Origin of the sequence: Amycolatopsis sp. NBC_01307 (genome assembly GCF_035975215.1) — a bacterium.
GTDB lineage: Bacteria > Actinomycetota > Actinomycetes > Mycobacteriales > Pseudonocardiaceae > Amycolatopsis.
The window spans coordinates 4,137,308-4,161,605 of sequence record NZ_CP108403.1 but is presented as its reverse complement, the minus strand read 5'-3'; the positions used below and the strand labels follow the sequence as shown (position 1 = coordinate 4,161,605).

General features: G+C 71.1%; 22 protein-coding genes. 5 read left to right on the top strand and 17 right to left on the bottom strand.

All coding sequences use genetic code 11. The annotated features are described in order from the left end of the window. Positions 1 to 5 precede the first annotated feature (5 nt). Both rox and OG439_RS17450 read right to left on the bottom strand, forming a co-directional pair. A complete protein-coding gene (rox, locus tag OG439_RS17455; RefSeq protein ID WP_326950407.1) occupies positions 6 to 1,433 on the bottom strand; it encodes a rifampin monooxygenase in 1,428 nt (475 codons plus the stop codon). A gap of 79 nt (positions 1,434 to 1,512) precedes the next feature. Continuing rightward, positions 1,513 to 2,730 carry a glycosyltransferase gene (locus OG439_RS17450; RefSeq protein WP_326950406.1) on the bottom strand — a complete coding sequence of 406 codons (1,218 nt, stop codon included), beginning with the start codon at positions 2,728 to 2,730 and terminating at the stop codon, positions 1,513 to 1,515. Positions 2,731 to 2,999: 269 nt separating this feature from the next. Here OG439_RS17450 and OG439_RS17445 point away from each other — a divergent pair, with 269 nt between their 5' ends. Together OG439_RS17445 and OG439_RS17440 are read left to right on the top strand one after the other, a co-directional pair. Further along, the gene (locus OG439_RS17445) at positions 3,000 to 3,662 is read left to right on the top strand and encodes a GNAT family N-acetyltransferase (RefSeq protein WP_326950405.1); all 663 of its coding nucleotides are present in this window, start codon (positions 3,000 to 3,002) and stop codon (positions 3,660 to 3,662) included. Next, the gene (locus tag OG439_RS17440; RefSeq protein ID WP_442792337.1) at positions 3,544 to 4,104 is read left to right on the top strand and encodes a TetR/AcrR family transcriptional regulator; all 561 of its coding nucleotides are present in this window, start codon (positions 3,544 to 3,546) and stop codon (positions 4,102 to 4,104) included. Before OG439_RS17445 ends, OG439_RS17440 begins: the two co-directional genes overlap by 119 nt. Here OG439_RS17440 and OG439_RS17435 read toward each other — a convergent pair. Next, positions 4,101 to 5,231 carry an epoxide hydrolase family protein gene (locus tag OG439_RS17435; RefSeq protein ID WP_326950404.1) on the bottom strand — a complete coding sequence of 377 codons (1,131 nt, stop codon included), beginning with the start codon at positions 5,229 to 5,231 and terminating at the stop codon, positions 4,101 to 4,103. The two genes, OG439_RS17440 and OG439_RS17435, sit on opposite strands and share 4 nt — an antisense overlap. Before the next feature lie 62 nt (positions 5,232 to 5,293). On the opposite strand from OG439_RS17435, the gene OG439_RS17430 reads away from it, so the two are divergent. Further along, positions 5,294 to 6,244: a helix-turn-helix transcriptional regulator gene (locus OG439_RS17430; protein ID WP_326950403.1), complete on the top strand. Its 951-nt coding sequence runs from the start codon at positions 5,294 to 5,296 to the stop codon at positions 6,242 to 6,244. Here OG439_RS17430 and OG439_RS17425 read toward each other — a convergent pair. Both OG439_RS17425 and OG439_RS17420 read right to left on the bottom strand, forming a co-directional pair. Beyond that, positions 6,231 to 7,214 carry a glutathione S-transferase family protein gene (locus OG439_RS17425; RefSeq protein ID WP_326950402.1) on the bottom strand — a complete coding sequence of 328 codons (984 nt, stop codon included), beginning with the start codon at positions 7,212 to 7,214 and terminating at the stop codon, positions 6,231 to 6,233. The two genes, OG439_RS17430 and OG439_RS17425, sit on opposite strands and share 14 nt — an antisense overlap. A gap of 7 nt (positions 7,215 to 7,221) precedes the next feature. Then, positions 7,222 to 7,698: a MarR family winged helix-turn-helix transcriptional regulator gene (locus tag OG439_RS17420; RefSeq protein ID WP_326950401.1), complete on the bottom strand. Its 477-nt coding sequence runs from the start codon at positions 7,696 to 7,698 to the stop codon at positions 7,222 to 7,224. 105 nt (positions 7,699 to 7,803) lie between these two features. On the opposite strand from OG439_RS17420, the gene OG439_RS17415 reads away from it, so the two are divergent. Continuing rightward, positions 7,804 to 8,361, top strand: a complete 558-nt coding sequence (locus tag OG439_RS17415) for a YceI family protein (protein ID WP_326950400.1) — start codon at positions 7,804 to 7,806, stop codon at positions 8,359 to 8,361. A gap of 73 nt (positions 8,362 to 8,434) precedes the next feature. On the opposite strand, the gene OG439_RS17410 is transcribed toward OG439_RS17415, so the two are convergent. After that, positions 8,435 to 9,052, bottom strand: coding sequence for a TetR/AcrR family transcriptional regulator (locus OG439_RS17410; protein ID WP_326950399.1), 618 nt, complete (start codon positions 9,050 to 9,052; stop codon positions 8,435 to 8,437). A gap of 53 nt (positions 9,053 to 9,105) precedes the next feature. On the opposite strand from OG439_RS17410, the gene OG439_RS17405 reads away from it, so the two are divergent. After that, a complete protein-coding gene (locus OG439_RS17405) occupies positions 9,106 to 10,008 on the top strand; it encodes a pentapeptide repeat-containing protein (protein ID WP_326950398.1) in 903 nt (300 codons plus the stop codon). On the opposite strand, the gene OG439_RS17400 is transcribed toward OG439_RS17405, so the two are convergent. The 11 genes from OG439_RS17400 to OG439_RS17350 all read right to left on the bottom strand — a co-directional run bounded on the left by OG439_RS17400 (position 10,005) and on the right by OG439_RS17350 (position 24,282). Continuing rightward, entirely contained in the window at positions 10,005 to 10,919 is a 915-nt protein-coding gene (locus tag OG439_RS17400) for a hypothetical protein (protein ID WP_326950397.1), read from the bottom strand. The two genes, OG439_RS17405 and OG439_RS17400, sit on opposite strands and share 4 nt — an antisense overlap. A gap of 59 nt (positions 10,920 to 10,978) precedes the next feature. Next, on the bottom strand, positions 10,979 to 12,658 hold the full coding sequence (locus OG439_RS17395) for an ABC transporter family substrate-binding protein (RefSeq protein WP_326950396.1): 1,680 nt from the start codon (positions 12,656 to 12,658) through the stop codon (positions 10,979 to 10,981). 54 nt (positions 12,659 to 12,712) lie between these two features. Next, entirely contained in the window at positions 12,713 to 14,848 is a 2,136-nt protein-coding gene (locus OG439_RS17390; protein ID WP_326950395.1) for an ABC transporter ATP-binding protein, read from the bottom strand. Further along, positions 14,845 to 15,846, bottom strand: coding sequence for an ABC transporter permease (locus OG439_RS17385; protein ID WP_326950394.1), 1,002 nt, complete (start codon positions 15,844 to 15,846; stop codon positions 14,845 to 14,847). The genes OG439_RS17390 and OG439_RS17385 overlap by 4 nt, the downstream gene beginning before the upstream one ends. Next, positions 15,846 to 16,826, bottom strand: a complete 981-nt coding sequence (locus tag OG439_RS17380; protein WP_326950393.1) for an ABC transporter permease — start codon at positions 16,824 to 16,826, stop codon at positions 15,846 to 15,848. Before OG439_RS17380 ends, OG439_RS17385 begins: the two co-directional genes overlap by 1 nt. Positions 16,827 to 17,147: 321 nt before the next feature. Continuing rightward, positions 17,148 to 19,151 (bottom strand): glycoside hydrolase family 31 protein, encoded by a 2,004-nt coding sequence (locus OG439_RS17375; protein ID WP_326950392.1) that lies wholly within the window; start codon positions 19,149 to 19,151, stop codon positions 17,148 to 17,150. A 10-nt stretch (positions 19,152 to 19,161) separates the two neighbouring features. Further along, positions 19,162 to 19,902 carry a carbohydrate ABC transporter permease gene (locus OG439_RS17370; protein ID WP_326951564.1) on the bottom strand — a complete coding sequence of 247 codons (741 nt, stop codon included), beginning with the start codon at positions 19,900 to 19,902 and terminating at the stop codon, positions 19,162 to 19,164. A 53-nt stretch (positions 19,903 to 19,955) separates the two neighbouring features. Then, positions 19,956 to 20,876 carry a carbohydrate ABC transporter permease gene (locus OG439_RS17365; RefSeq protein ID WP_326950391.1) on the bottom strand — a complete coding sequence of 307 codons (921 nt, stop codon included), beginning with the start codon at positions 20,874 to 20,876 and terminating at the stop codon, positions 19,956 to 19,958. Continuing rightward, complete coding sequence (locus OG439_RS17360) at positions 20,873 to 22,096, bottom strand: sugar ABC transporter substrate-binding protein (protein ID WP_326950390.1); 1,224 nt, start codon at positions 22,094 to 22,096, stop codon at positions 20,873 to 20,875. The genes OG439_RS17365 and OG439_RS17360 overlap by 4 nt, the downstream gene beginning before the upstream one ends. Positions 22,097 to 22,130: 34 nt before the next feature. Next, positions 22,131 to 23,138 (bottom strand): LacI family DNA-binding transcriptional regulator, encoded by a 1,008-nt coding sequence (locus tag OG439_RS17355; RefSeq protein WP_326950389.1) that lies wholly within the window; start codon positions 23,136 to 23,138, stop codon positions 22,131 to 22,133. A gap of 319 nt (positions 23,139 to 23,457) precedes the next feature. Continuing rightward, positions 23,458 to 24,282, bottom strand: a complete 825-nt coding sequence (locus OG439_RS17350; RefSeq protein WP_326950388.1) for an SAM-dependent methyltransferase — start codon at positions 24,280 to 24,282, stop codon at positions 23,458 to 23,460. Between the last annotated feature and the right edge of the window lie 16 nt (positions 24,283 to 24,298).

Here is a 24,298-nt window from a genome sequence, read left to right as displayed (position 1 = left end):
GGCCGTCAGGCCGCAGGCCTGCCGAACCACTTCCGCAACGCGCCGGGCAGTGCCGCCGCGTCCTCCCCGGCCCAGACCACGTGCCCGTCCGGGCGCAGCAGCACCGCGGGCACGTCCAGCTCCTCGCTGACGTCGACGACGTGGTCGACCCGGTCTTCCCAGCCCGTGGCGGAAAGCCCGCCGGTCTGGTCGAGCAGCAGCCCGCGACCTTCGTGCATCAGGTCGTAGAGCCGCCCGCTCTTCAGCTGCACGTCACGCAGGCGCCGGCCGAGCAGGTCGGGCCCGTCGCCGAAGTCGTAGCGGATGTCGACGGCGATGAGCTGCTCGGTCAGGTAGCGGCTCACGTCCTCGAAGTCCATCAGCTTCGTCAGGAGCTGACGCACGGCCTGGGGACCGGGCGCCAGCGACGTCAGCTGCATCTGCGCGCGGGTGTTGACCAGCACCTGCGTGGCGACCGGGTGCCGCTCGGCCTCGTAGCTGTCGAGCAGGTCCGCCGGCGCCCAGCCGTCGACCTCGGCGGCCAGTTTCCAGCCGAGGTTGAACGCGTCCTGGAGGCCGAGGTTGAGGCCCTGCCCGCCCATCGGCGGGTGGATGTGCGCGGCGTCGCCGGCCAGCAGGACCCGGCCGACCCGGTACCGCTCGGCCTGCCGGGTGGCGTCGCCGAAGCGGGAGAGCCAGCGCGGCGAGTGCACGCCGAAGTCGGTGCCGGCGGTGGAGCGCAGCTGCCGCTTGAACTCCTCGAAGTCCGGTGGCGTCGAGCGGTCCTCGGCGACGTTGTCGGCGGGGACGACCAGGCGGTACAGGCCGTCGCCGATAGGCCCGACCCCGAACCGCTTCTGGGTCTTGCGGACTTCGGTCATCACGGCGGTCAGCGTCTCGGGGTCCTCGGTCAGCTCCATCTCGCCCAGCAGCGTGTCGACCCGGGTGGGCTCGCCGGGGAAGCCGACGCCGAGCAGCTTGCGCACCGTGCTGCGGCCGCCGTCGCAGCCGACGAGGTACCGCGCCCGCAGCTGCGTCCCGTCGGCCAGGTCGACGGTCACGCCGTGGTCGTCCTGGGCCAGCCCGGTCACTTCGGTGCCACGCTGGATCTCGACGTCCAGCTCGCCGGCGTGCTCGGTCAGCAGGCGTTCGGTGACGGGCTGCAGGATGCTGAGGACGTACGGGTGCGAGGTGTCCAGGTGGGCGGGCTGCGGCTTGCTGATGCCGGCGAAGAACCCGTTGAGCGGGTACTTCTTGCCGGCCGCGAGGAACCGCTCCAGCAGCCCGCGCTGGTCCAGCACCTCGATGGTGCGCGCGTGGATGCCGAGCGCGCGCACGACCGGCGAGGGCTGCGGCTCCTTCTCCAGCACGAGCACGTCCACGCCCTGCAGCCGCAGTTCGCTGGCCAGCATGACGCCGGTCGGTCCGCCGCCGGCCACGATCACGTCGAGCACAAAATCCCCTGTCCGTTCGAAGAAAGTCCTGGTCAGTACAGCGCCGGGGAACGCCCCCGGCACGAAGATCACCGGTGGTTCACACGGTCGTGGGCCTCGCGGCCCGGGCGAAGAGCAGGTCGGCGGCCACCGCCGTCCCGTCGGCGCGGATCGTGACGGCTTCCGCGCGCGCCCGGGTTTCGGGCGCCAGCGCGACCTCGAGCGCGGCCGAGAGGGACGTCACGGTCGGCGCCGGTCCGTCGTGCGCCACCCCGATGCCCAGGGCGGCGACCCGGCTCGCCCAGTACGGCTGGTCCGTCGCCTGCGGGACGACGACCTGGGGCACGCCGGCGCGGGCGGCCGTCGTGGTGGTGCCCGCGCCGCCGTGGTGCACGACGGCGGCGCACCGGCCGAACAGCGCCTGGTGGTTGACCTCGCCGAGCACGAAGCAGTCATCCCGGTCGTCGGCCAGGCCCAGGTCGGCCCAGCCCTGGAGGACGAGGACCCGGCGCCCGTGCGCGCGGACGGCGTCGACGGCGACCTGCGCGACGTCCGCCGCCGCGTGCATGGGCATGCTGCCGAAGCCGACGTAGACCGGCGGCGGGCCCGCGGCCAGGAACGCGTCCAGCTCGGCCGGGAGCGGGCGGTCGTCCGGCACGATCCACGCGCCGGTCTGCACGACGTCGAGGTCCGTGGCCCGCCACGGATCCAGGACCGGGTCCGTCGCCAGCCACGGCCGGGTGCCGACGACGTAGTCCCGGACGTGGTCCACCGGCGGCAGGCCGTGCGCCACCCGGCTGGTGTTGAGCGCCGCCCCGAACAGCGCGTTCACGCTCTCGGCGTCCAGGTCCCACAACGCCCGGTTGTCGGTCACCTCCGGCGGGAACGGCCGGCCCGCGTACGCCAGCGGCGCGTGGTGCGGGGACGGCAGCGTGGAACTCTGGAAGGCGACGAACACCGAGCGGACGCCCAGCAGTTCGGCGATGGACAGCGCGCCGGCCGCGGTCGGCAGCATGCCGGTCGCCACCAGGACGTCGCAGCCCTCGGCCGCTTCGGTCACCACGTCGAACTGGGCCGCGATCAGCTGCGCCGCCCGCTCGGGCAGCGACGACGGCGCCGGTGCCGCCTGGGTCAGCTCCTTCGCCGACGGCCCGACCGGCACGTACGCCACCCCGACGCCGGCCAGCCGGCGCGCGAAATCCTCGTCCGCGGGCGCGCACACCCGCACTTCCGCGCCGCGGGCACGCAGCGTCAGCGCGAGCCCCACCAGCGGTTCGACGTCCCCTCGTGACCCGTACGTCGACAACAACACACGCACTCGCGAACCCCCGTTTTGGTCGAATCCAGCCGCAGATCCCGGCTGAGGCCGATGATTCTGCGGCACGACCTGGGTCTTGCGGCAAGCCCCGGGGTGCGCTATACGTTAGTAGTGGAAGGGAGTGGTCATTCCTCCTTCCGGTCTCGCGGGTATCTCCGCAGCTCCAGCTTGTCTCCCTTCGTGGTCGTTCGTCGAGAGCCGTTCGCGCGAACCTGATCTATGACGGCCGTCATAGTGTGGGCTCGGTCGTTTCGTGCTCTCATGGGACTATGACAGCCGTCATAGAAATCCGGGAGCTGGGCGACCGCCCGGCGGACCGGGAGTGCGTGGCCGCGCTGGTCGCGGCCTGTTCGCCGGGCAGTCTCCGGCGGCGCTTCATGATGGGCGGCCCGGCCGAGCCGGGCGAGATCTTCCGGCGCTACCACCGGTTCCTGCTCGCCGGCCCGCCCGGCGGCGTCGCGCTGCTGGCGACGTCCGGCAGGATTCCGGTGGGGCTGCTCAACTTCGTCGCGGAGACCCCCGGGACGGCCGAGCTCGGCGTCCTGGTCGCCGACGCGTGGCAGCGGCAGGGGGTCGGGGGTGCGCTGAGCCGGTGGCTGCAGTCGTCCGGGCGGTGGCCGGGGTGGACGGTGCGGGCGACCGTGCAGGCCGGGAACGCCGGCGCCGAGACGCTGCTGCTGCGCCAAGGCTTCCGCCCGGTACCCGCCTACGAACGCGGCGAGCGCGACTTCGCGCTGGTCGTGCCCGCCTGGGCTACCATGACGAGTGTCATGAAGGAGGCCGTCGATGACGAGGACACCACGCGAGCGGATCGTGCTGAGCGCCGCGCAGCTGGTGCGGATCCAGGGCGTCGGGGCGACGGGCATGCGGGACGTGGTCGCGCACGCCGAGGCGCCGCGGGGGTCCCTGCAGCACTACTTCCCGGGCGGTAAGGACCAGCTGATGGCCGAAGCCGTCGCCTGGGCGGGCGGGTACGCCGCCCGCCGCGTGGCCCGGCTCGCGGCCAAGCTCGAGAACCCGACGCCGGGCAAGCTGTTCGCGGCCATGGCCGCCCAGTGGCGCGACGAGTTCACCACGACGGGCTTCGACGCGGGCTGCCCGCTGGTGGCGACGGTCGCGGACGCGGCAGCGACGAGCGAGAGCCTGCGCGACGCCGTCGGCAAGGCTTTCGAGGGCTGGCAACGACCTCTGGCGGAAACGCTGTCGCAGTTCGGCGTCCCCGCGGCTCGCAGCGTCTCGCTGGCGGTGCTCATGCTGAGCACGTTGGAGGGCGCGATCATCCTGGCGCGGGCACACCAGGACGTCGCCCCGCTGGACACGGTGGTGGAGGAGCTACGCCCCCTGCTCGACGGCGCGGTGTCCACTGTGGACTAAAGGTTGCGGAAGAACTCGCGGATGTCCCGCAGCAGCAGCTCCGGCGCCTGCAGGGAGGCGAAGTGGCCGCCGGTGTCGTGCTCTGTCCAGCGGGTGATGTTGTTCGACAGTGCGGCCAGGCCGCGGATCGCGTGGTCGCCGCGGAAGTTGGCCACCGCTGTCGGGACGCCCGATGGCTGCGGGCGCTCGCCCCAGCCGTCCTGGCCCGCCTCCAGGTAGAGGCGCGCGGCCGAACCCGCGGTGCCGGTGAGCCAGAAGGTCGTGACGTTCGTCAGGATCGCGTCGCGTGAAACCGGTGTCTGCTGTGTCGCCGTCGGGTCCCAGTCGACGAACCACTCGAGGTTCCACGCGAGCTGGCCGGCGGGGGAGTCGTTGAGTGCGTACGCCAGCGTCTGCGGCCGGGTCGCCATCTGCGTGGCGTAGCCGGAATGCGCGTACCACCAGACCTGGTTCTCCTGCGCCCGCTTGCGGTCCTCTTCGGACAGCCGGTCGAGGTCGCCGGGCGCGGTCGGGACGCCGGCGTTCGCGACGGCGTTGACGTGCACGCCGAGGACTTGCGAGGGGGCCGTCCGGCCCAGTTCGGGGGAGACGATGCTGCCGAAGTCACCGCCCTGGGCGCCGTAGTGCTCGTAACCCAGCCGTCGCATCAGCTCGGCCCACGCCCGCGCGATGCGGCGGGTGTTCCAGCCCGGCTCGGTCGTCGGCCCGGAGAAGGCGAAACCCGGCACCGACGGCGCGACGACGTGGAACGCGTCCGCCGGGTCGGCGCCGTGGGCGCGCGGGTCGGTGAGCGGGCCGAGGACGTCCAGGAAGTCGGCCACCGTGCTCGGCCAGCCGTGGGTGAGGATCAGCGGCGTCGCGTCCGGCTCGGGCGAGCGGACGTGCAGGAAGTGCACACGCTGGCCGTCGATCGTGGTCGTGAACTGCGGGAACGCGTTGAGCCGCGCCTCCTGCGCGCGCCAGTCGAAGCCCGTCTGCCAGTACTCCGCCAGCTCGGCCAGGTAGGGCTCGCTGACGCCGTAGGCCCAGCCGGCGCCGGGCAGCTCGCCGGGCCAGCGGGTGCGGGCGAGCCGGTGGTGCAGCTCGTCCAGGTCGGCCTGCGGGACGTCGATGCGGAAGGGTTCCATGGCCGTAGCGTTCCGCGCGTGTAGGACAGGATCGGTCCTAGTCGTCTGGCATTCTCGGACGCATGCGGGAAACCCCTGGCCGGCTGCTCCGGCTGCTGTCGCTGCTGCAGATGCACCGGGACTGGTCCGGCACGGAGCTGGCCGAGCGCCTGAGCGTGACGACGCGGACCATTCGCCGCGACGTCGACCGCCTGCGCGAGCTGGGCTACCCGGTGCACGCGGCGATGGGCCCGGTCGGCGGCTACCGCCTCGGCGCCGGCGCCGAGCTGCCGCCGCTGCTGCTGGACGACGACGAGGCCGTCGCGGTCGCGGTCGGCCTGCACGGCGCCACGTCCGGCGGCGTCGCCGGGCTGGAGGAGGCGTCGCTGCGGGCGCTGAACAAGCTGGAGCAGGTGCTGCCGTCGCGATTGCGGCACCGCGTCGAAGCCTTCGACGCGGCTTCGCTGGCGCTCCCGGTCCGCGGCCCGGTGGTCGAGGCGGCCGTGCTGACCGCCGTGTCGGCGGCGATCCGCGCGGCGGAGACGCTGCGCTTCGACTACGTCAGCCACGACCGCACCGAGTCCCGCCGCGACGTCGAGCCGCACCGGCTCGTCTCGTGGGGCCGCCGCTGGTACCTCGTCGGCTGGGACACCGGCCGCGCGGCCTGGCGCACGTTCCGCGCCGACCGGCTGACCCTGCGCACCCCGAACGGCCCGCGCTTCACCCACCGCGAGCCGCCGGACGGCGACCTCACGGCGTACCTGACCCGCACGATGGGCCGCGAGCTGTGGCCCTACCGCGCCCGGCTTCGCGTGGCGGCTCCGGCCGAAGAAATCCGCGGCCGGGTCGACGGCGACGTCACCCCGATCGACGACCGGAGCTGCCGGCTGGAGCTGGCTTCGGACTCCTTCGACCTCATCGCGTTCGTGGTGTCCACCTTGGACGTCCCGTTCACGGTGGAGTCACCACCCGAGCTGGTCGAACGCCTGCGGACGCTGTCGGCGCGGTACGCCGACGCCGTCACACCAGGCTAGGCACCCGCTCCGCCTCCAGCGGCGGTCCCGGCGGCGTGCCGTCCCCGAACGGGTGGCCGCCCAGTTGCTCCCGGCCGTGTGGGGTGAGGAAGCCCGACAGGTCCGGGCCCACTGGGACGATGCCGCTCGGGTTGATGTTCCGGTGCACCACGTAGTAGTGCTCCTTCGTCTGCGCGAAGTCGATCGTGTCGCCGAAGCCCGGCGTCTGGAACAGGTCGCGCGTGTACGCCCACAGCACCGGCAGCTCGTTCAGCTTCTGGCGGTTGCACTTGAAGTGGCCGTGGTAGACCGCGTCGAAGCGGACCAGCGTGGTGAACAGGCGGACGTCGGCCTCGGTGATCGTGTCGCCGACCAGGTAGCGCTGGTCCGTGAGGCGCTCGGACAGCCAGTCCAGGCGGGCGAACAGCTTGTTGTACGAATGCTCGTACGCCTCCTGCGAGCCGGCGAACCCGCACTGGTACACCGCGTTGTTGACGTCGGTGAACACCTTCCGCGCGACGTCGTCGATCTCGTCGCGCAGCTTGTCCGGGTACAGCTCGGGCGCGCCGTCGCGGTGGTACGCCGTCCACTCGGTGGACATGTCCAGGGTCATCTGCGCGAAGTCGTTGGTGACGACCTGGCCGGTCGGGACGTCGACGAACGCGGGCACCGTGATGCCGCGCGGGTACTCCGGGTCGCGCTTGAAGAACGCCTCCTGCAGGCGCTCGATGCCGAGCACCGGGTCGCGCCCGCCGGGGTCGAGGTCGAAGCTCCAGCTCCGCTCGTCGTGGACCGGGCCGGCCATGCCCATCGACAGCGCGGGTTCCAGGCCGAGCAGCCGCCGCACGATCACCGCGCGGTTCGCCCACGGGCACGCCCGCGCCACGACCAGCCGGTAGCGGCCGGCCTCGACCGGCCAGCCGTCACGGCCGTCGGCGGTGATCCGGTCGGGGATGTAGTTGAGGTCGCGCTTGAACTCGCCGTCTGTCATCGGTTCCTCAGCAGTCGTCGGTCGGGGGAGTGACGTCCAGCGCCGCGGCCAGCCGGGCCAGTACCGGCCCGGCCGTCCGGATGTCTTCGGCACTCAAGTGGTCGAACACCGACGCCCGGGCGCGGGCGAGGTGGGTCGGGTAGGCCGCCTCCAGTCTGGCCAATCCCGCGTCGGTCAGCACGGCGTTGGACGCGCGGCCGTCCTCCGCGCACTTGCGCTTCTCGGCCAGGCCGCGGCGGGTGAGGTCGTCGACGACCCGGCTGATCCGGCTGAGCGAGAGACCGGTGGCCGCGGCCAGCGCGGAGATGCGGAGCGTGCGGTGCGGGGCCTCGGACAGCGCGACCAGCACGCCGTAGTCGGTGATCGCGAGGCCGGTCTCGGGCAGGAACTGGTCTTCGAGCGCCCGCGGCAGCGCGGTCGTGATGCGCATCAGGGACCGCCAGAACGGGGCCTCGGCGTGGTCGAGCGCGGACTGTTCACCCATACCGGCGAGTCTAGCGAAAGCTTGCTTGCGCAACCAGTAAAAATGAGTACAGTGTCGTTGAGCCCTCAATCACTGGGGGGCGCCACCACGAGGAGAGAAGACAGCATGACCAGCGCGACCACCTACCCCCAGCTGACCGGTGAGTACACCCTGGACGCCGCCCACTCGCGGATCGGGTTCAACGCCCGGCACGCCATGGTGACCAAGGTGCGCGGCAGCTTCAACGAGTTCACCGGCACCGCCACGATCGACGGTGACGCCCCGGAGAAGTCGTCCGCCCAGGTGACCATCCAGGCGACCAGCATCGACACCCGCAACGCGGACCGCGACGGGCACCTGAAGAGCAACGACTTCCTGTCGATGGACGAGTACCCGACCATCACCTTCACCACCACCGAGATCAAGCAGACCGGTGAGACCAGCTTCGACGTGACCGGCGACCTGACCGTCAAGGACGTCACCCGTTCGGTGACCATCCCGTTCTCGTTCGAGGGCTCCGCCAAGGACCCGTTCGGCAACGACCGCGTCGGCTTCGAGGGCTCCACCACGATCAGCCGCAAGGACTACGGCATCACCTGGAACGCCGCCCTCGAGACCGGTGGCGTGCTGGTGAGCGACAAGGTCACCCTCGAGTTCGAGATCTCGGCGATCAAGAACGTCTGACCTGTTGCTTTGAAGCCGTGAATGGCCCATAGAGGGACTCTAAGCCTCTCGACGGGCCATTCACGGCTTTCGGCTACCTGGGGACCTTCGTCGCGCGCAGGTTCTCGATGCCGACGTCGAGGGCCGCTTCGAGGTGGTCGAGGCGGCCGGTCGACAGCATCACCACCACGCCGCCCTGGATACCGGCCAGCAGGGCGGCCGCCGTGCGTTCCGCGTCGACGTCCGGCGCCACCTCGCCCGCGTCACGCAGGTGACGGATGCCGGCCGCGATCTCGTCCTGCCACTGCCGCAGCATCTCGCCGACCACCGCCTGTGCCCCCGGCGTGGCGCGGCCCAGCTGGGAGATCAGCACGTTGAGCGGGCAGTGCTGCCCCCGGCCGCGGTAGTGCGAGACGACGGTGTCGCGCCAGCGCCGCCACGCCGCCCACGACGTCAGCCGGCCCAGCTGCGGCTGCTGCACGGACAGCACCTGGTCGGCCTCGAACCGGGCCACGGCCAGCAGCAGCTCGTCCTTGCCGTCGGGGAAGTAGTGGAACAGCTGGCTCTTGCTGGTGCCCGTCCGCGCCCGGACGTCGTCGAGGGTCGTGACGGCGACCCCGCGCTCGCGGATCTCGGCCGCCGCACCTTCGATGATCCGCTGCCGCGTCGCGGCGCCCTTCGCGGTCAGGGGCTTCACCTGGGTTGGACTCACGGGTCCACTTTAATCCGCTGTCGCCGCCGCGGCCCGGCGGTCACACTGGCGGAATGTCCACCATCGTCCCGTTGCCGGTGCTCGTCACCGTCGCGCTCGTCGTAGGCGCGGTCGTGGCCTGGGTGCTGTCGCGCCGGGACAGCGGCTGGGCCGAAGTCGTGCCGGCCCCGCCGGGATCGGTGCTGGTGCTGGACGAACCCGAAGACCTGACCGGTCCGCTGCTGGAGTTCGCGGAGCGGGCCCAGTCGGACCCCGCACTGCGCCAGATCTGGGTCGACGAAGTGATCGCGCTGCTGCGGGGTCGGTGGTACGCGGCCGATCTGTGGCAGCTGCTCGCTGCACACCTGCGACCGGGCACACCGGGGTTCTGGCCCGGCATCGACCTGTGCGCAGAGGCCCAGGACCTGGTCTACGCGGACCTGCGCGGGTGTGAGATCCGCGATGCCGGGTTCCACGGCACGCGGTTCCTCGGCAACGCGCGGTTCGACGACGTCGTCTTCACCGGCTCGGTGACCTTCGAACAATCCCGGTTCGAGTACCACGCGTTCTTCGGCGGCACCCGCTTCCGCAGGGGCGCGGATTTCGAAGGTGCCACGTTCGCGTGCAACACGTCGTTCGCGGGGATGAGCGCCGGCGACAGCACCCGGTTCTCCGGGGCTCGCTTCTCGGCCCGCACCGACTTCACCGGTGCGGAGTTCGCGGCCGGCGTTTCGTTCCTGGGCGCGGGTTTCGCGGGTCCGACGACGTTCCGCGACGCGCGGTTCGGCGCCGAAGCCCGGTTCCCGGACGCTCGTTTCGGCAGTCACACCGACTTCACCGGCGCGACGGCGGGTGCGTTCCGCTTCGCCGGGGCGCACGCTCGCACCGAGGTCCGCGCGGTCCGGACGTGGCCCGAAGGTGTGGGCCTGGGGGAGCCGCAGCGGCCCGGGCACTGGGCCGAAGTGCGCGGGGTCTAGGACGGGTCGGAGCCGCGCAGGGCGGCCCACCAGAAGCCGAACGCCGCGACCAGGACGGTCACCGCCAGCCAGCCCGCCACCTCGGTGCCGTCGACCAGGGCCCAGAACACGCCGACCACCGGGGCGACGGCCAGCACCGGCAGGTCCGTCCGCAGCTGGTGGCGCAAGGTGACCGGGCGACGGGCCGCCGCCGCCCGCTCGGCGTCCGGCTCGGCCGGGTTGTCGAGGCGACGGCCGCGGGGCTCGGTGGTGCGGAGGCCGCCCGCGGGGTGGAACGTTGTGCCGCCCACGCGCACCAGTACCCGGCGGTCGCCGGTCAGTTCGGCGACCGCCGGGGTGGCCAGGCCGATCAGCGCGGGGGAGAAGTACACCGGGAGCCAGGACGGCGTGGGCGTCTCCAGCTCCAGCCACGACCGGGTCAGCAGTCCGCGCTGCACCTTCACCCGCCGGATCGGCACGGTCCGGCGGGTGCCGCCGCCCACCCGGACGAACCGGGTCAGCAGCACCAGGACGTCCACCGCGAGCACGCCCGCCGCGGCGACGACGGTCGCCGTCGCGTACGTGGTCGTCCGATCGGTCGTCACCAGCGGGGTCGCGCCGCGGATCGCCGCCCGGCCCGGGTCGGCGGGGTCGTAGAACACCGGGAGGGTGCTCCCGGGTGCGGGCCGGACGTCCACCGCGACGGTGGCCGTCGCGGCCGACCCGCCGGCCAGGGCGAAGCGGATCAGCGCGGAATCACCGTCGAGGCGGACGACGGTCGCGGTCGAACGGGCCGTCATCCCGCGCAGCTCGCCGGCCGCGGCGGCGTACCCGGCCAGCTGCACCGCGAACACGAGCGCGCAGGCCAGCAGGGCCAGCGCGCTCGTCAGGAGGATGTGCCGGACGGGCCGGAGCGTCAGGAGAGTCTTCACCACTGCCTCGGGTACGGAAGGCGGGCGGTGCGAACACCGCCCGCCTTCGCAGGGAACCGCTACTTCACGAAACCGATCTTCGCGAAGTCGTACGGGGTGTTCGCGAAGCCGGGCGAACCGTAGTTCGCGACCGTCTTGCGGACGGCGAACGCGCCGACCGACTGGAAGATCGGCAGCTGGTGCCCGACCGCCCAGATCTCCTTGTCGACCTCGTTCAGGTCGGCGGCCCGCTTGCTGTCGTCCAGCTCCTGGGCCGCGGTGTCGTAGAGCTGGTTGATCTTGTCGTCACCGATGTGGCCGTAGTTCTGGCCGATGTTCTTCGGGTCGTTGTAGTAGATGCCCTGGCCGCCGCCGATCGGGAACGCCGTCGAGATCCAGCGGAACAGCGTCATGTCGAAGTTGCCGACGTTGACGTAGTTCTTGAAGAACTCGGTGCTCGGCACGGCCTGAATGTCCAGGTTCACGCCGATGGCCTTGAGCTGCGACTGCATGATCTGCCCGGTCTGCTGGCTGATCGGCGTGCCGATCGGGATGATCAGCCGGACCTTCAGCTCCTTGCCGTCCTTCGCGCGGAAGTCACCGGCGGTCTTCCAGCCGAGCTGGTCGAGCTGCTTCTTCGCGGCCTCGACGTCGAACTTGTACGGCCCGGAGTTGTCGACGTACTCCTTGGCGCCCTTGAGGAAGATGTGGTTGCCCAGGGGCTGGGTGTCCTTCTGCATCTGCCCGAGGATCGCCTTCGAGATGGCGACCGTGTCGATGCCCCGGAAGATCGCCAGCCGCAGGTCCTTGTCGGCCAGGATCGACGAGCTCGCGCCGTTGAAGGTCACGTGCGTGTAGTCCGGGTAGGTGGACTGGCGGATGACCGTGTTCGGGTCGCCCTGCGCGCGTTTGAACGCGTTGACGTCGTTGTTGAGGTTGTAGAAGTCGATCTGGCCGTTGGCGAACGCGTCCGCCAGCGCCGGGCGCTCGACCTTCTTGAACGTGACCGTGTCGAGCTTCGCCGGGGTGCCCCACCAGTTCGGGTCGCGCTCGAGGACCACGGTCTTCGCGGTCTGGTCGATCTTCTGCACCTTGAACACGCCAGCGGTGATCTTCGGCTCGGTCGCGAACGACTTGTTGAAGGTCTCCGCGTCGGCGTTGAGCTCCTTCGGGTACAGCGGGATGAACAGCGACTTCCACTCCGCGAACTTCTTCGCGAAGGTGACCTTCACGTCGAGGTCGTCGGTGCCCTTCTCGACCTTCGCGATGTCCTGGTAGCCGGTGGTCTGCGAGACCTCGTAGGCCGGGTCCTTGCCGTTGAGCACCTTGGCCTGCGCGGCGAAGTCCTCCCAGGAGAACGCGCGGCCGTTGCTCCACTTGGCCTTCGGGTTGAGCTTGTACTCGACGACCTGCGGGTCGGTGCTCACGAGCTTGACCGACGTGACGTAGTTCGGGTTCTCACTGACCGTCGCGTCGGCGTTCTGCGTGAAGACGTACGGGAAGACCGCGCCGAACATGCTCTGGCCGTCCAGCGGCGTGCCGTCGACCTGGTTGACGTTCCAGTTGTCGGGCAGCTGGTCGACCGGCCACTTGAAGTCGCCGCCGTCCTTGACCTGGTCGAGCGGCTTCTCGTTGATGTCGGCCGTCTTCACGCCCTGGGCGCCCTGGTCCTGGAGCGCGTTGTTCCCGCCACCAGAGCTGCCACTGCAGGCGGCGAGGGCGAGGGTCAGCGCCACCACCGGGGCGATGACGGCAGCCATCCTCCGTCGGTTCATCGGGTACCTCTCTTTTCCTGTGTGCCAACGGATGCGTGGCTACACGACTTCGCGGGTCTGGGCGTGGTGGCAGGCGACGTCGTGGTCGGCGGCGCGCGGTTCGCGCGGCGGCTCGACCTCGACGCACTGCGTGCGGTCCTCGTCGGAGAGCTGGGCGAACACGAAGCAGCGGGTCCGGAACCGGCAGCCCGACGGCGGGTCCGCCGGGCTGGGCAGGTCGCCGGTGAGGATGATCCGGGTCCGCTCGCGTTCCTTGACCGGGTCCGGGATCGGGATCGCGGACAGCAACGCCTGGGTGTAGGGGTGCTGCGGCTGCTCGAACACGGTGCGGACGTCGCCGATCTCGACGATCTTGCCCAGGTACATCACCGCGACCCGGTCGGCGATGTGGCGCACCACCGACAGGTCGTGCGCGACGAACAGGTACGACAGGCCGAGCTTCGCCTTCAGCTCGTCGAGCAGGTTGATCACGCCCGCCTGGATGGACACGTCCAGTGCCGAGACCGGCTCGTCGAGCACGATCAGCTTCGGCTCCAGGGCGAGCGCCCGGGCTATCCCGATGCGCTGGCGCTGCCCGCCGGAGAACTCCGCGGGGTAGCGCTCGGCGTGCTCCGCCCGCAGCCCCACCAGGCTCAGCAGTTCGGGGATCCGCTTGTCGATCGCGGCCCGGTCGTAGCCGTGCACCCGCATCGGCTCGGCGATGATGTCGCCGATCGGCAGCCGCGGGTCCAGCGCGGCCATCGGGTCCTGGAAGACCACCTGCAGGTCCCGCCGGATCGCCTTGCGGGCCTTGGCGTCGAGCTTCGCGACGTCCTTGCCGAGCACGGCGACCGAGCCCGCGGCCGGGCTCACCAGCTCGAGGATCTCCATCAGCGTGGTGGACTTCCCGCAGCCGGATTCGCCGACCAGGCCGAGGGTTTCGCCCTCGACGATGTCGAAGCTGATCCCGTCGACGGCCTGCACGCTGCCGACCCGCCGCTTGAGGATCTGGCCCTTGGTCACCGGGTAGTGCTTGACCAGGTCCCGGACGTCGAGCACGGTCGTGCGCTCGACTCGCGGCAGCGCCGCCAGCGGCGGTTCGCCGACCAGCTCGGCGCCGTAGACCTCGGCCGCGCCGGCGTCCGGCCGGTCGAGGACGTCGGTGTGGATGCAGGCCGCGCGGTGTGCGGTGTCGACGCCGGCGTCGGGGCGTCCGGCCGTGATGGTGAGCAGCTCCGGTTCCGCCGCGGTGCACTCGTCGGTCACCAGGGGGCAGCGCGGCGAGAACGGGCAGCCCGGCGGCAGGCTGACCAGCGACGGCGGCTGGCCCTCGATCGGCACCAGCGGCTGCTTCTCGTGCGCGTCCACCCGGGGGATCGAGCCCAGCAGCCCGAGGGTGTAGGGCATCCGCGGCCGGGCGTAGATCGTCTCCACCGGACCCTGCTCGACCGCGCGCCCGGCGTACATCACCATCAGCCGGTCGGCGAACCCGGCGACCACGCCGAGGTCGTGGGTGATGATCACGATGCCGGCGCCGGTGACCTCCTGCGCGGTCTTGAGCACCTCCAGCACCTGCGCCTGCACGGTGACGTCCAGCGCGGTCGTCGGTTCGTCGGCGATGATCAGGTCCGGGTCGTTGGCGATCGCGATGGCGATCACCGCCCGCTGCCGCATGCCGCCGGAGAACTCGTGGGGGAACGCCTTCGCGCGCTGCGCGGCGTTCGGGATCCCGACCAGGTCCAGCAGCTCGACCGCGCGGGCGTTCGCCTGCGCCTTGGTGACCACGCCCTTGCCGTGCACCAGCAGGGCTTCGGCGATCTGCGCGCCGACCGGGTAGACCGGGGTGAGCGCGGACAGCGGGTCCTGGAAAACCATCGAGATCTTCTTGCCGCGCAGCCGGGACAGCTCGGTGTCGGAGCGGCCGATGATCTCGCTGCCCTGGAACCGGATCGACCCGGAGATCCGCGCCTGCGGTGGCAGCAGGCCCAGCACCGCCAGCGAGGACACGGACTTGCCCGAGCCGGACTCGCCGACGATGCCGAGGACCTCGCCCGCGGCGACCTGGTAGGACAGCCCGCGCACGGCGTGCACCCGGCCCGACTCGGACGGGAACGACACGTCGAGGCCGGCCACCTCCAGCACGGTCCCGGTCGGCTTCCCGGTCTCCGCGCCCAGGGCGAGTGCGGTGCTGCTCATGAAACGGCTCCAGCGGAAACGGTGGTGGTCTTCGTGGCGGCCTCGACGCGCTTGCGCTCCTTGCGCCGCGACCGGCTCGACGCCGGGTCCAGCGCGTCGCGCAGGCCGTCCCCGGCGAAGTTCACCGCGAGCACGGTGACGACGAGGAAGCCCGCCGGGATGTAGAACAGCCACGGGAACGTGCGGACCGCGTCGGACCCGGCCGCGATCAGTGTGCCGAGCGAGACGTCCGGGGCCTGCACCCCGAAGCCGAAGAACGACAGCGACGTCTCGGTGATGATCGCGACGCCGACGTTGATCGTGGCGTCGATGATGAGCAGGGAGGCCATGTTCGGCACGATGTGCTTGGCGATGATCCGCCGCGCCGGCTGGCCCATGAACCGGGCGGCCTTGACGAACTCCCGCTCGCGCAGGGTCAGCGTCATGCCGCGGACGATCCGGGCGGTGATCATCCACTGGAACAACGCGATCAGCCCGACCAGGATCAGCCAGGTCTTGCCGCGGAAGGCCGGCGAGAGGATCGAGATGATCAGGAACGGCGGCAGGATCAGCAGCAGGTCGACGACCCACATGGAGATCCGGTCGGTCCAGCCGCCGAAGTAGCCCGCCGCGGCCCCGACGACCGAGGCGACGCCGGTGGAGAACAACGCGGCCAGCAGCCCGATGGTCAGCGACTTCTGCAGCCCGCGCATGGTCTGCGCGAACATGTCGCCGCCGATCTGGTTGGTGCCGAACCAGTGCGAGCCGTCCGGTGGCAGCAGGTACGACGTCGGGTCCAGCTCGTCGTAGGCCCACGGCGAGTACCAGGTGTAGGTGAACGCCAGCAGGTAGAACAGCACGATCAGGGCGAGTGCGGCGACGGCCGCGCGGTTGCGCAGGAAGCGGCGCAGCACGAGCTTGCCGCGCCCGGCACCCGCCGCGGCCGGGCCGGCCGCCAGGTCGACGGGGGCGCCCGCGGGGGTGGCGGTCGCCTCGGCTTCGTTCACGGAGGCGGACATCAGATCCTCACCCTCGGGTCGAGCACGGCGTACAGCACGTCCGACAGCCAGCCGGCGAACAGCACGCAGACGGCGATGAACAGCGTCACCGTCGCCACGATGTTGGTGTCCTGCTTCTGGATCCCGGTGACCAGCCAGTCGCCCATGCCGTACCAGCCGAAGATCTTCTCGGTGAAGATGCCGCCGGTGATGAGCAGGCCGAACCCGAACGCGAACAGCGTCGCCATCGGGATCAGCGCGGTGCGCAGGCCGTGCTTGAACAGCGCGCGGCGCCGGGTCAGGCCCTTGGCCTGCGCGGTCCGCAGGAAGTCCGAGCCGAGCACGTCGAGCATCGCCGAGCGCTGGTAGCGGCTGTAGTAGGCGACCTGGGTGAGCACGATCGCCAGTGTCGGCACGATCAGGTGCTGCACGCGGTCGAGCAGCGCCTCCCCGAAGCCGCCGCTCAGCCCGCTGGAGTTCTCGCCCTGGACGATGAAGAACTGGTAGCCGTCGAGCAGGTTGTCGTTCACCGACTGGGCGCCGGCCTTGAGGATCGTCGCGATCACGAAGACCGGGGTGGAGAGCACCACGAAGGAGAACGTCGTCGCGAGGTAGTCGCTGATCTTGTACTGGCGGATGGCGCTGACCACGCCGACCAGCACGCCGATCACGATGCCGATGGTGATGCCCAGGACGAACAACCGCAGGCTGACGCCCATCCGGCGCAGCAGTTCGTCGGTGATCGGCTGGTCGGTGATGGTGCGCCCGAAGTTGCCCTGCAGGACCCCGCCGAGCCAGGTGAAGAACCGCTCGGGGATCGGCTGGTTCAGGTAGAGCTCCGCGGCCTTGGCGTCGATCGTCGCCTGCGGGGGCGGCGGGTTGCGCAGCTTGAGCCCGTCGAGCGGGCTGAAAGCCAGCGAGGCCAGGGAAAACGCCGCGAACGTGGCGACCAGGCAGAGCGCGATGTAGTTGACGAGCCGGCGCAGGAGGAACCCGATCACCGTGGTCCCGCCTCGCCTGGGGCGGGGAGCCGCCGGTTCCGCGGGCCGCTCGCCCGCCGCTCGCTCGATGGAGTTCTCGTCGAAACCACTTGCCGCTACTGCCCTTCATGAGTCATTACGCCCGTCGTCGGCGCAGCATAAGGGGAGCGGACGGTTCATTTCGCGCCCGGCGAACAATCCGATAGTTACGATCCGGCCCTGAACGTGAGCGTCTCGTTATCTTTCGCCGGATACCCGACGTAGGTATGTAGCGCGTGTCGCGCGCGGGGGTGTAGCGGCCCGATCGGCGACCGGACGAACAGCCCGTAAGGGACAGTGGCCTCAGGGCTTCCCGACGGGCAGGCACGCCTTGTCGCGCAGGAACAGCGGGATGCGCTCCGCCGGGGCCGGAGCCTCGACGCTCGTCCCGCCCGGGTGCCGGTCACCGGTGACCGCGTCCGTCCACAGTGCACCTTCGGGCAGGTACACCGGCCGGCCGGTGGCGCCGGCCTCGAGCACCGGCGCCACCAGCAGGTCCGGGCCCAGCAGGAACTGGTCGTCGGCGTCCCACGCGCCGGCGTCGGCGGGGAAGTCCACGAACAGCGGCCGCATCGGCGGCACGCCCTGCTCGTGCGCCACCCGCATCTGCGCCATCAGGTACGGCCGCAGCCGTTCCCGCAGCCGCAGCGCGTCCTCGATGGCGGCCAGCGCTTCGGGACCGTACGACCAGGCCTCGTTGGGGCCGCCGGTCATCTCCGGCCCGAACGGCGGGCGCGGGTCGCGGAAGCCGTGCAGCCGCAGCAGCGGGCAGCACACGCCGTACTGGAACCAGCGGACCAGCAGCTCCCGGTACGCCGGCGCGTCCGGGTCGCCGCCGTGGAAACCGCCGATGTCCGTGGTCCACCACGGGATCCCGGACAGCGCGACGTTCAGGCCGGCCCGCACCTGCGCCCGCAGCGACGCCCAGGTGGCCGGGACGTCACCGGACCACAGCGCGGCGCCGTAGCGCTGGCTGCCGGCCCACGCCGAGCGGCTGAGCAGCACGACCTCGTCGTCGCCCTCGCCGCGGATGCCGTCGTGGAACGCCTGCGCGTGGACCTGCGGGTAGAGGTTGACGACCTCCGGGCCGGGCCCGGCGTGGAAGGCGAGGTTGTGCGGGTGGCCGGGCCGGATCTCCGGCTCGTCGCCGTCCAACCACCACGCGCGCACGCCCAGGTCGTAGTAGTTCTCCTTGACCTTCTCCCACAGGAACCACCGGGCCGCCGGGTTCGTCGGGTCGTAGAACGCCACCGGCAGCTCGACGTCGAAGCCCTTGTCCTTCCACGGCGCGTGGGCCGCGACCCCGCTCTCGGTGGCGACGAGCAGGCCGTTCTCGTGCATTTCGGCGTGGTTCTCCGACAGCGGGCTGACCGACGGCCAGACCGACACCATCAGCTTGACGCCCAGGCCGTCCAGCTCCCGCACCAGCCCGGCCGGGTCGGGCCACTCGGCCGGGTCGAACTTCCAGTCGCCGAGGTGCGTCCAGTGGAAGAAGTCCGCGACGATCACCGACAGGGGCAGGCCGCGCTCGTGGTACTCGCGGGCCACGGCCAGCAGCTCGTCCTGGGTGCGGTAGCGCAGCTTCGACTGCCAGAACCCGGCCGCCCACGCCGGCAGCATCGGCGCGTGCCCGGTCGCGTCGGCGTAGTGGCCGAGGAGCTGCCGCGGGTTGTCGCCGGTGGTGACCCAGTAGTCGAGCTGGCGGGCGTCGTCGGCGACCCAGCGGGTGCCGTTGCCGGCCAGCTCGACCCGGCCGGCGGCGGGGCTGTTCCAGAGGAACCCGTAGCCGCGGCTGGACAGCAGGAACGGCACCGACACCTCGCCGTTGCGCTGCACCAGGTCCAGGACCAGGCCCTTCTGGTCGAGCCGGCCGTGCGGGTGCTGGCCGAGGCCGTAGAGCCGCTCGTCGTCGTAGGCCGTGAAGCGCTGTTCGAGCCGGCCGTAACCGTTGCCCGACGGCGTGAAGACCCGGGCGCCGGGCCACCAGAAGTGCGCGCGCTGCTCGGACAGCAGCTCCGCGCCGGTGTCCGTGCGGACGAACCGCAGCTGCGCGTCGACCCCGGTGTCGGTGTCGGCGATCTCGACGAGCGCGGTGAGCGCGCCGTTCACCACCCAGGCGGACCGCCCGTCCGCGCCCGCGGTGCCGGCGGACGGCTTCGCGGGCAGGAGCGCGCCGGGGACGTCGTCGAGGATCCGGTGCCGGCCCACCCGGACGCGCAGGCTGTCGGCGCCCCACGGTTCGATGAGCAGCACCTCGTGCCGGACGCGGACTTCGAGCGAGCGGCCGTCTTCGGTCGTGGCGATCACGGGGGTCTCCTCAATCCTTGACGGCGCCGCTGGTCAGGCCGGCGACGACGTAGCGCTGGGCGACGACGAGCAGGACGGCCGCCGGGATCGCGGCGAGGACGGCGGTGGCCATGACGCCGTTCCAGTCGGCGGACTGGTTGCCGACGAACCGGTAGATGCCCACGGTGATCGGCTCGAACGCCTGCCCGGTGGTGAGGGTGACGGCGAACAGGAAGTCCGCCCAGGCGAACAGGAACGCGAACAGCCCGGCGGTGACCAGCGCGTTGCGGCTGACCGGGAGGATGATCGAGAAGAACGTCCGCCAGTACCCGGCACCGTCCACCCGGGACGCTTCGGTCAGCTCCCTCGGCACGGAGATCATGAAGGCGCGCAACAGGAGTACCGCGAACGGGATGGTCGCGGTGGCGTCGGCCAGCACCAGCCCGAGGTAGCTGTCGATGAGCCCGAGGTTGCCGAACACCGTGTACAGCGCGTTCGCCATCACGATGCCCGGGATCAGCTGCACGATGAGCAGCACGAACACCAGCACCGGCCCGCCGCGGACCTTCAGCTGCGCCAGCGCGTACGCCGCGGGCGCTGCCACCAGCAGCGACACGGCCACGGTGCCGAGCGCGATGACGACGCTGGAGACGAGGTTCGGCCCCTGCGTCGCGAGGGCCTTGCGGTAACCGTCGAGCGTGCCGCCGACCGGGAAGAACGCCGGGTCCGGCCGCAGGAGCGCGCCGCTGGGCTGCAGGGACGCGTTGAGCATCCAGTACAGCGGGAACAGCAGCACCGCGACGATCAGCACGCCGGCCGCGGTCTTCACGCCGCCGCCTCGGCCAGTGACGCCTTCGCCGAGCGCAGGTAGAGCAGGCCGAACGCGGTCGCCACCAGGATCAGCAGGTTGCCGACGGCGGCGCCCTGCCCGAACGCGAAGTCGTGGAAGGACAGCCGGTAGGACCACGTCGTGAGCGTCTGGGTCGCGTCGGCCGGACCACCGCCGGTGACGACCATGATGACGTCGAACACCTTGATCGTGTAGACCAGCCCGAGCATCAGCACGATCCCGGTGACCGGGCGCAGCAGCGGCCAGGTGACGTACCGGAACCGCTGCCACGCGCCGGCGCCGTCGAGCGCGGCGGCCTCGTGCAGCGACGCCGGGATCGCGCGCAGCCCGCCGTGCAGGATGACCAGGTTGAACGGGATGCCGATCCAGATGTTGGTGAGGATCACCGCGGGCAGCGCCCAGGTCGTGCTGCTCAGCCACGGCACCGCGCCGACGCCGATCAGCCGCAGCCCGGCGTTGAGCACGCCGTGGTCCTGGTCGAACATCCACCGCCACACCGCGCCGCTGACCACGAGCGGCAGCAGCCAGGGGAGCAGGAGCAGCGACCGCAGCAGCGCGCTGCCGAGGAACCGGCCGGCGAAGAACACGGCCAGTGCGAGGCCGATGCCGAACTGGAAGACGAGCGAGCCGGCCGTGAACAGGACGGTATTGAGCACCGCCGTCGAGAAGAGCGGGGCGGTCAGCACCGCGGCGTAGTCGGCCAGGCCGACGAAGGGCGCTTCGCCGGTGTAGAACGACTTCACCGTGTAGTCCTGCGTGCTCATCACCAGGTTCGCGACCAGCGGGTACCCGAAGAAGACCACGACGTAGGCCACGGCGGGCAGCAGGAACGCCCACGCGGTGAACGGGTTCTCCCGCCGCGGTCTTCGCCGCGGCACCGGGGCCGCGAGCGTCACGACCCGGCCGCCTGCTGCGCGGTCCTCAGCGCCTGGTCGGCGGGCAGCTTCCCGGTCAGCGACGCCTGGATCGCGTCGGCCAGCGCCTGCGAGACCTTCGGGTACTTCTCGCCGAGCTCCGCGGTGCGGGAGCGGGCCGAGCCGACCTCGTCGACGAACGCCCGCATCTCCGGCTGCTCGGCGCCGAACTTCGCGGCCACGGCCGTCTTCGACGGGACGTAGGCGTGGGCCTTGCTCCACTGCAGCATGGCGGGCTCGGCGAGGATGCAGGTCAGCACCTTCCCGGCGGCCTGCTGCGTCGGCCCGCCGGTCACCGGCACCGCGCCGACCTCACCGCCGAGGGCGACCACCGGCTTGGCGCCCGCCTTCGGCACCGGGATCGGCACGACGCCGTAGTGCAGCGACTTCTCGCCGTCGAGCCGGGCGAGGTTCCACGAGCCGTTGACCATCATCGCCGCGTTGCCCGCGACGAACTGGTCGGCGACGTCGTTCTGGTTCCACGTCACCACGGACTTCGACGCCGACCCGCTCGTCACGAGGCCGGTGACGTAGGCCAGCGCCTGCGTGCTCTGCGGCGAGTCCAGCCGGGACAGTTCGGCGCCGTTGCTCCAGAAGAACGGGAGGAACTGCCAAGTGCCCTCCTCCGACGGGATCGCGGAGAAGGCGAGGCCGTACTTGCCGTCCTTGGTGAGCGTCGCCGCGGCGGTCTTCAGGTCGTCCCAGGTGGACGGCGGGCGCACCCCGGCCGCGTCGAGGAGGTCCTTGTTGTAGATCAGCGCAAGGCCGTTGACGCCGGGCGCGGCGCCGTAGATCTTGCCCTGGTAGGTGCCGGCCTTGACGATGCCCGGGTAGTAGCCGTCGGCCGAGATGCCGTAGTCCGACAGCGGGGTCAGCGCGCCGGTGGCGGCGACCTGCTGCAGCGTCGGGTTGTCCGTGAAGAGCAGATCCGGCAGTGTCTTCGAGCTCGCGCCCTGCAGGATCTTCGGCAGCATCTGCGCGGTCGGCACCTTCTGCCGCTCGATCCTGATCCCGGTCCGCGCGGCACAGGCGTCGAGGACCTGCTGCCACGCCGCGGATCCCTGCTCGTCGGCGTAGTAGTCGAGCTCGGTGACCGACGTCGCGGCCGGGGCGTCCGACGGCCGCGGAGCGGGGCTGGGGCTGCAGGCGGCGAGGAGCGCGGCGCTCGCGACCAGGAAAAGGGCGCGACGGGCTACGGACATGGTGATTCTCCTTCGACGGCGGAGCAGAGCCGGGTCAGGTGCGCGGCGCGCCCGTGCTCGCGCGCCGGGTCAGCCGCGGGTCGAGCAGCCGGATCTCCGGCGTGGTGTGACCGCCGAGCCGGCGCATGGTCATCTCCACGGCCTGGGCGCCGACCTCGTCGGCCGGGATGGCGACGGAGGTCAGCGTGACCGGGTGCTGCTCGGCCATGCTGTCCGGGCAGACGGCGATCACCGAAATGTCCTGCGGGACACGGAGACCGCGCTGGCGCAGGTGCGTGAGGAGTCCCGGCAGGACGGCTTCGTTGTGCACGACGAGGCCGGTCAGGCCGGGGTCGGCGGCGAGCAGGTCGTCCACACAGGCGCTCACGGCTTCGTAGGAGTGCGCGCACGGCCGGTTCGTCGCGCGGACGCCCCGGCTCCGCGCGGTTTCGTCGAAGCCCTGCAGGAACCGCGTCGCGTAGCTGGTGCCACGGCGGTAGACGGCGGGGGAGGGGCCGATCAGCGCGACCGAGCGGTGGCCGAGGTCGGCCAGGTGCGCGACGCACGCCGACCCGGCGGCGGTGAAGTCGAGGTCGACGCAGCTCAGCCCGGCCGGGTGGTCGGGCACGCCGATGAGCACCACCGGCAGGTCGAGCGCGATGAGCATCGGCACCCGCGGGTCGGCGGCCTCGACGTCCATCACCATCAGCGCGTCCGCGATCGCCGACGACGCGACCCGCTGCAGCGCGGCGGGTCCCTCGTCCTTGGTGAGCAGCAACAGGTCCTGGTCGTGGGCGCGGGCCGCGGTGACCGCCGCGGCGACGAACTCCATCACGACGGCGACGTTGAGGTCCGTGCGCAGCGGCACGACCAGGGCCAGCACGTTCGTCTTGCTGCTCGCGAGCGCGCGGGCTCCCGCGTGCGGGTGGTACCCGAGCTTGCGGATGCTTTCTTCGACCAGCCGCCGGGTCTTCGGCGAGATCGAGCGCTTGCCGCTGATCACGTACGACACCGTGCTGGGGGCCACCCCCGCGGCATTGGCGACGTCGTTGATCGTGACCACGGGCGGCCTCCTGGAGACATGGGGCAGGGGAAGAGCGAGTCGAAGCGCATCGACGATGGCACGAAGGTAGGGGAGACCCGCCCGGAACACAAGAACTATTGCCAGTCGGCCAACAATTCGATTCACCTTCGACCTGAGTGTCACACGTCGAATTCGTCGAACACTCTTGCTGTCCGATGTTTCAGCAGGTCGGGGCGGGGTTCTTTGGGAAATCGAGATTACCTGGGAGCGTGCCCAGGAAGACTTGACCTTGCCCGGATCGGGTGCTTATGGCGGCCGCCGATCGAATCGTTTCGACGAATCCTCAGGCGGGTCCGCCTTACAGCGAATCCGGTTTCCGGCCTACTCCCGCGTAAGGCAGGACGTTGATCGCCGGATCGTCGGACATGTCGCCCGCCCCCTCGGGGTGCCACATCGCGCAGCCGACCAGGCCCGGTTCGACCAGGTCGAAGCCGTCGAAGAAGCGCAGGACCTGGTCGTGGGTGCGCGGGAACGGCTGGTTCTGCGGGCTCTGCCGGGTGGTGTAGACCTGTACCGCCTCGTCGAGCCCGGTCGACTCGGTGTCCGCCGCGACGTGCGTCAGTGCCAGGAAGCTGCCGGGCGCCAGCCGTTCGCGGTAGCGGGCGAGGATGCTCACCGGATCCCACTCGTCGGGCACGAAGTGCAGCAGCAGCAACATGAACAGACCGGTCGGCTGGTCCGGGTCGAGCAGCTCGCCCGCGCCCGCGAAGATCTCGTCGACGTCGCGCAGGTCCGCTTGGAGCACCGTGCAGCGGTCGTTGTCCTGCAGCAGCAGCTCGCTGTGCGCCACGGCGACCGACTCCCGGTCGACGTAGACCACGCGGCACGACGGGTCGGCCTGCTGGACGATCTCGTGCAGGTTCCCCACGGTCGGGATGCCCGCGCCGACGTCGAGGAACTGCCGGATCCCGGCGTCGACCATGAACTTCGCCGCGCGCCGCAGGAACGCGCGGTTGAGGCGCGCCGCGTCGCGGATGCCGGGCATGATCTTGAGGATCTGCTCCCCGAGCGCGCGGTCGGCGGCGAAGTTGTGGTCGCCGTCGAGCCAGAAGTCGTACACCCGCGCGGGGTTCGGCACCGTGGTGTCGACCTCCGACGGTACCCAGTCCAGTTCCCCGGTCACCCTGACCTCCACCCCT

Coding starts and splice junctions, on each gene's coding strand:
- OG439_RS17360 (WP_326950390.1), bottom strand. CDS start 22,096: ATGTCCGTAGCCCGTCGCGCCCTTTTCCTGGTCGCGAGCGCCGCGCTC.
- OG439_RS17390 (WP_326950395.1), bottom strand. CDS start 14,848: ATGAGCAGCACCGCACTCGCCCTGGGCGCGGAGACCGGGAAGCCGACC.
- OG439_RS17395 (WP_326950396.1), bottom strand. CDS start 12,658: ATGGCTGCCGTCATCGCCCCGGTGGTGGCGCTGACCCTCGCCCTCGCC.
- OG439_RS17405 (WP_326950398.1), top strand. CDS start 9,106: ATGTCCACCATCGTCCCGTTGCCGGTGCTCGTCACCGTCGCGCTCGTC.
- OG439_RS17435 (WP_326950404.1), bottom strand. CDS start 5,231: ATGGAACCCTTCCGCATCGACGTCCCGCAGGCCGACCTGGACGAGCTG.
- OG439_RS17430 (WP_326950403.1), top strand. CDS start 5,294: ATGCGGGAAACCCCTGGCCGGCTGCTCCGGCTGCTGTCGCTGCTGCAG.
- OG439_RS17445 (WP_326950405.1), top strand. CDS start 3,000: ATGACAGCCGTCATAGAAATCCGGGAGCTGGGCGACCGCCCGGCGGAC.
- OG439_RS17415 (WP_326950400.1), top strand. CDS start 7,804: ATGACCAGCGCGACCACCTACCCCCAGCTGACCGGTGAGTACACCCTG.
- OG439_RS17420 (WP_326950401.1), bottom strand. CDS start 7,698: ATGGGTGAACAGTCCGCGCTCGACCACGCCGAGGCCCCGTTCTGGCGG.
- OG439_RS17425 (WP_326950402.1), bottom strand. CDS start 7,214: ATGACAGACGGCGAGTTCAAGCGCGACCTCAACTACATCCCCGACCGG.
- OG439_RS17385 (WP_326950394.1), bottom strand. CDS start 15,846: ATGTCCGCCTCCGTGAACGAAGCCGAGGCGACCGCCACCCCCGCGGGC.
- OG439_RS17370 (WP_326951564.1), bottom strand. CDS start 19,902: ATGCTCAACGCGTCCCTGCAGCCCAGCGGCGCGCTCCTGCGGCCGGAC.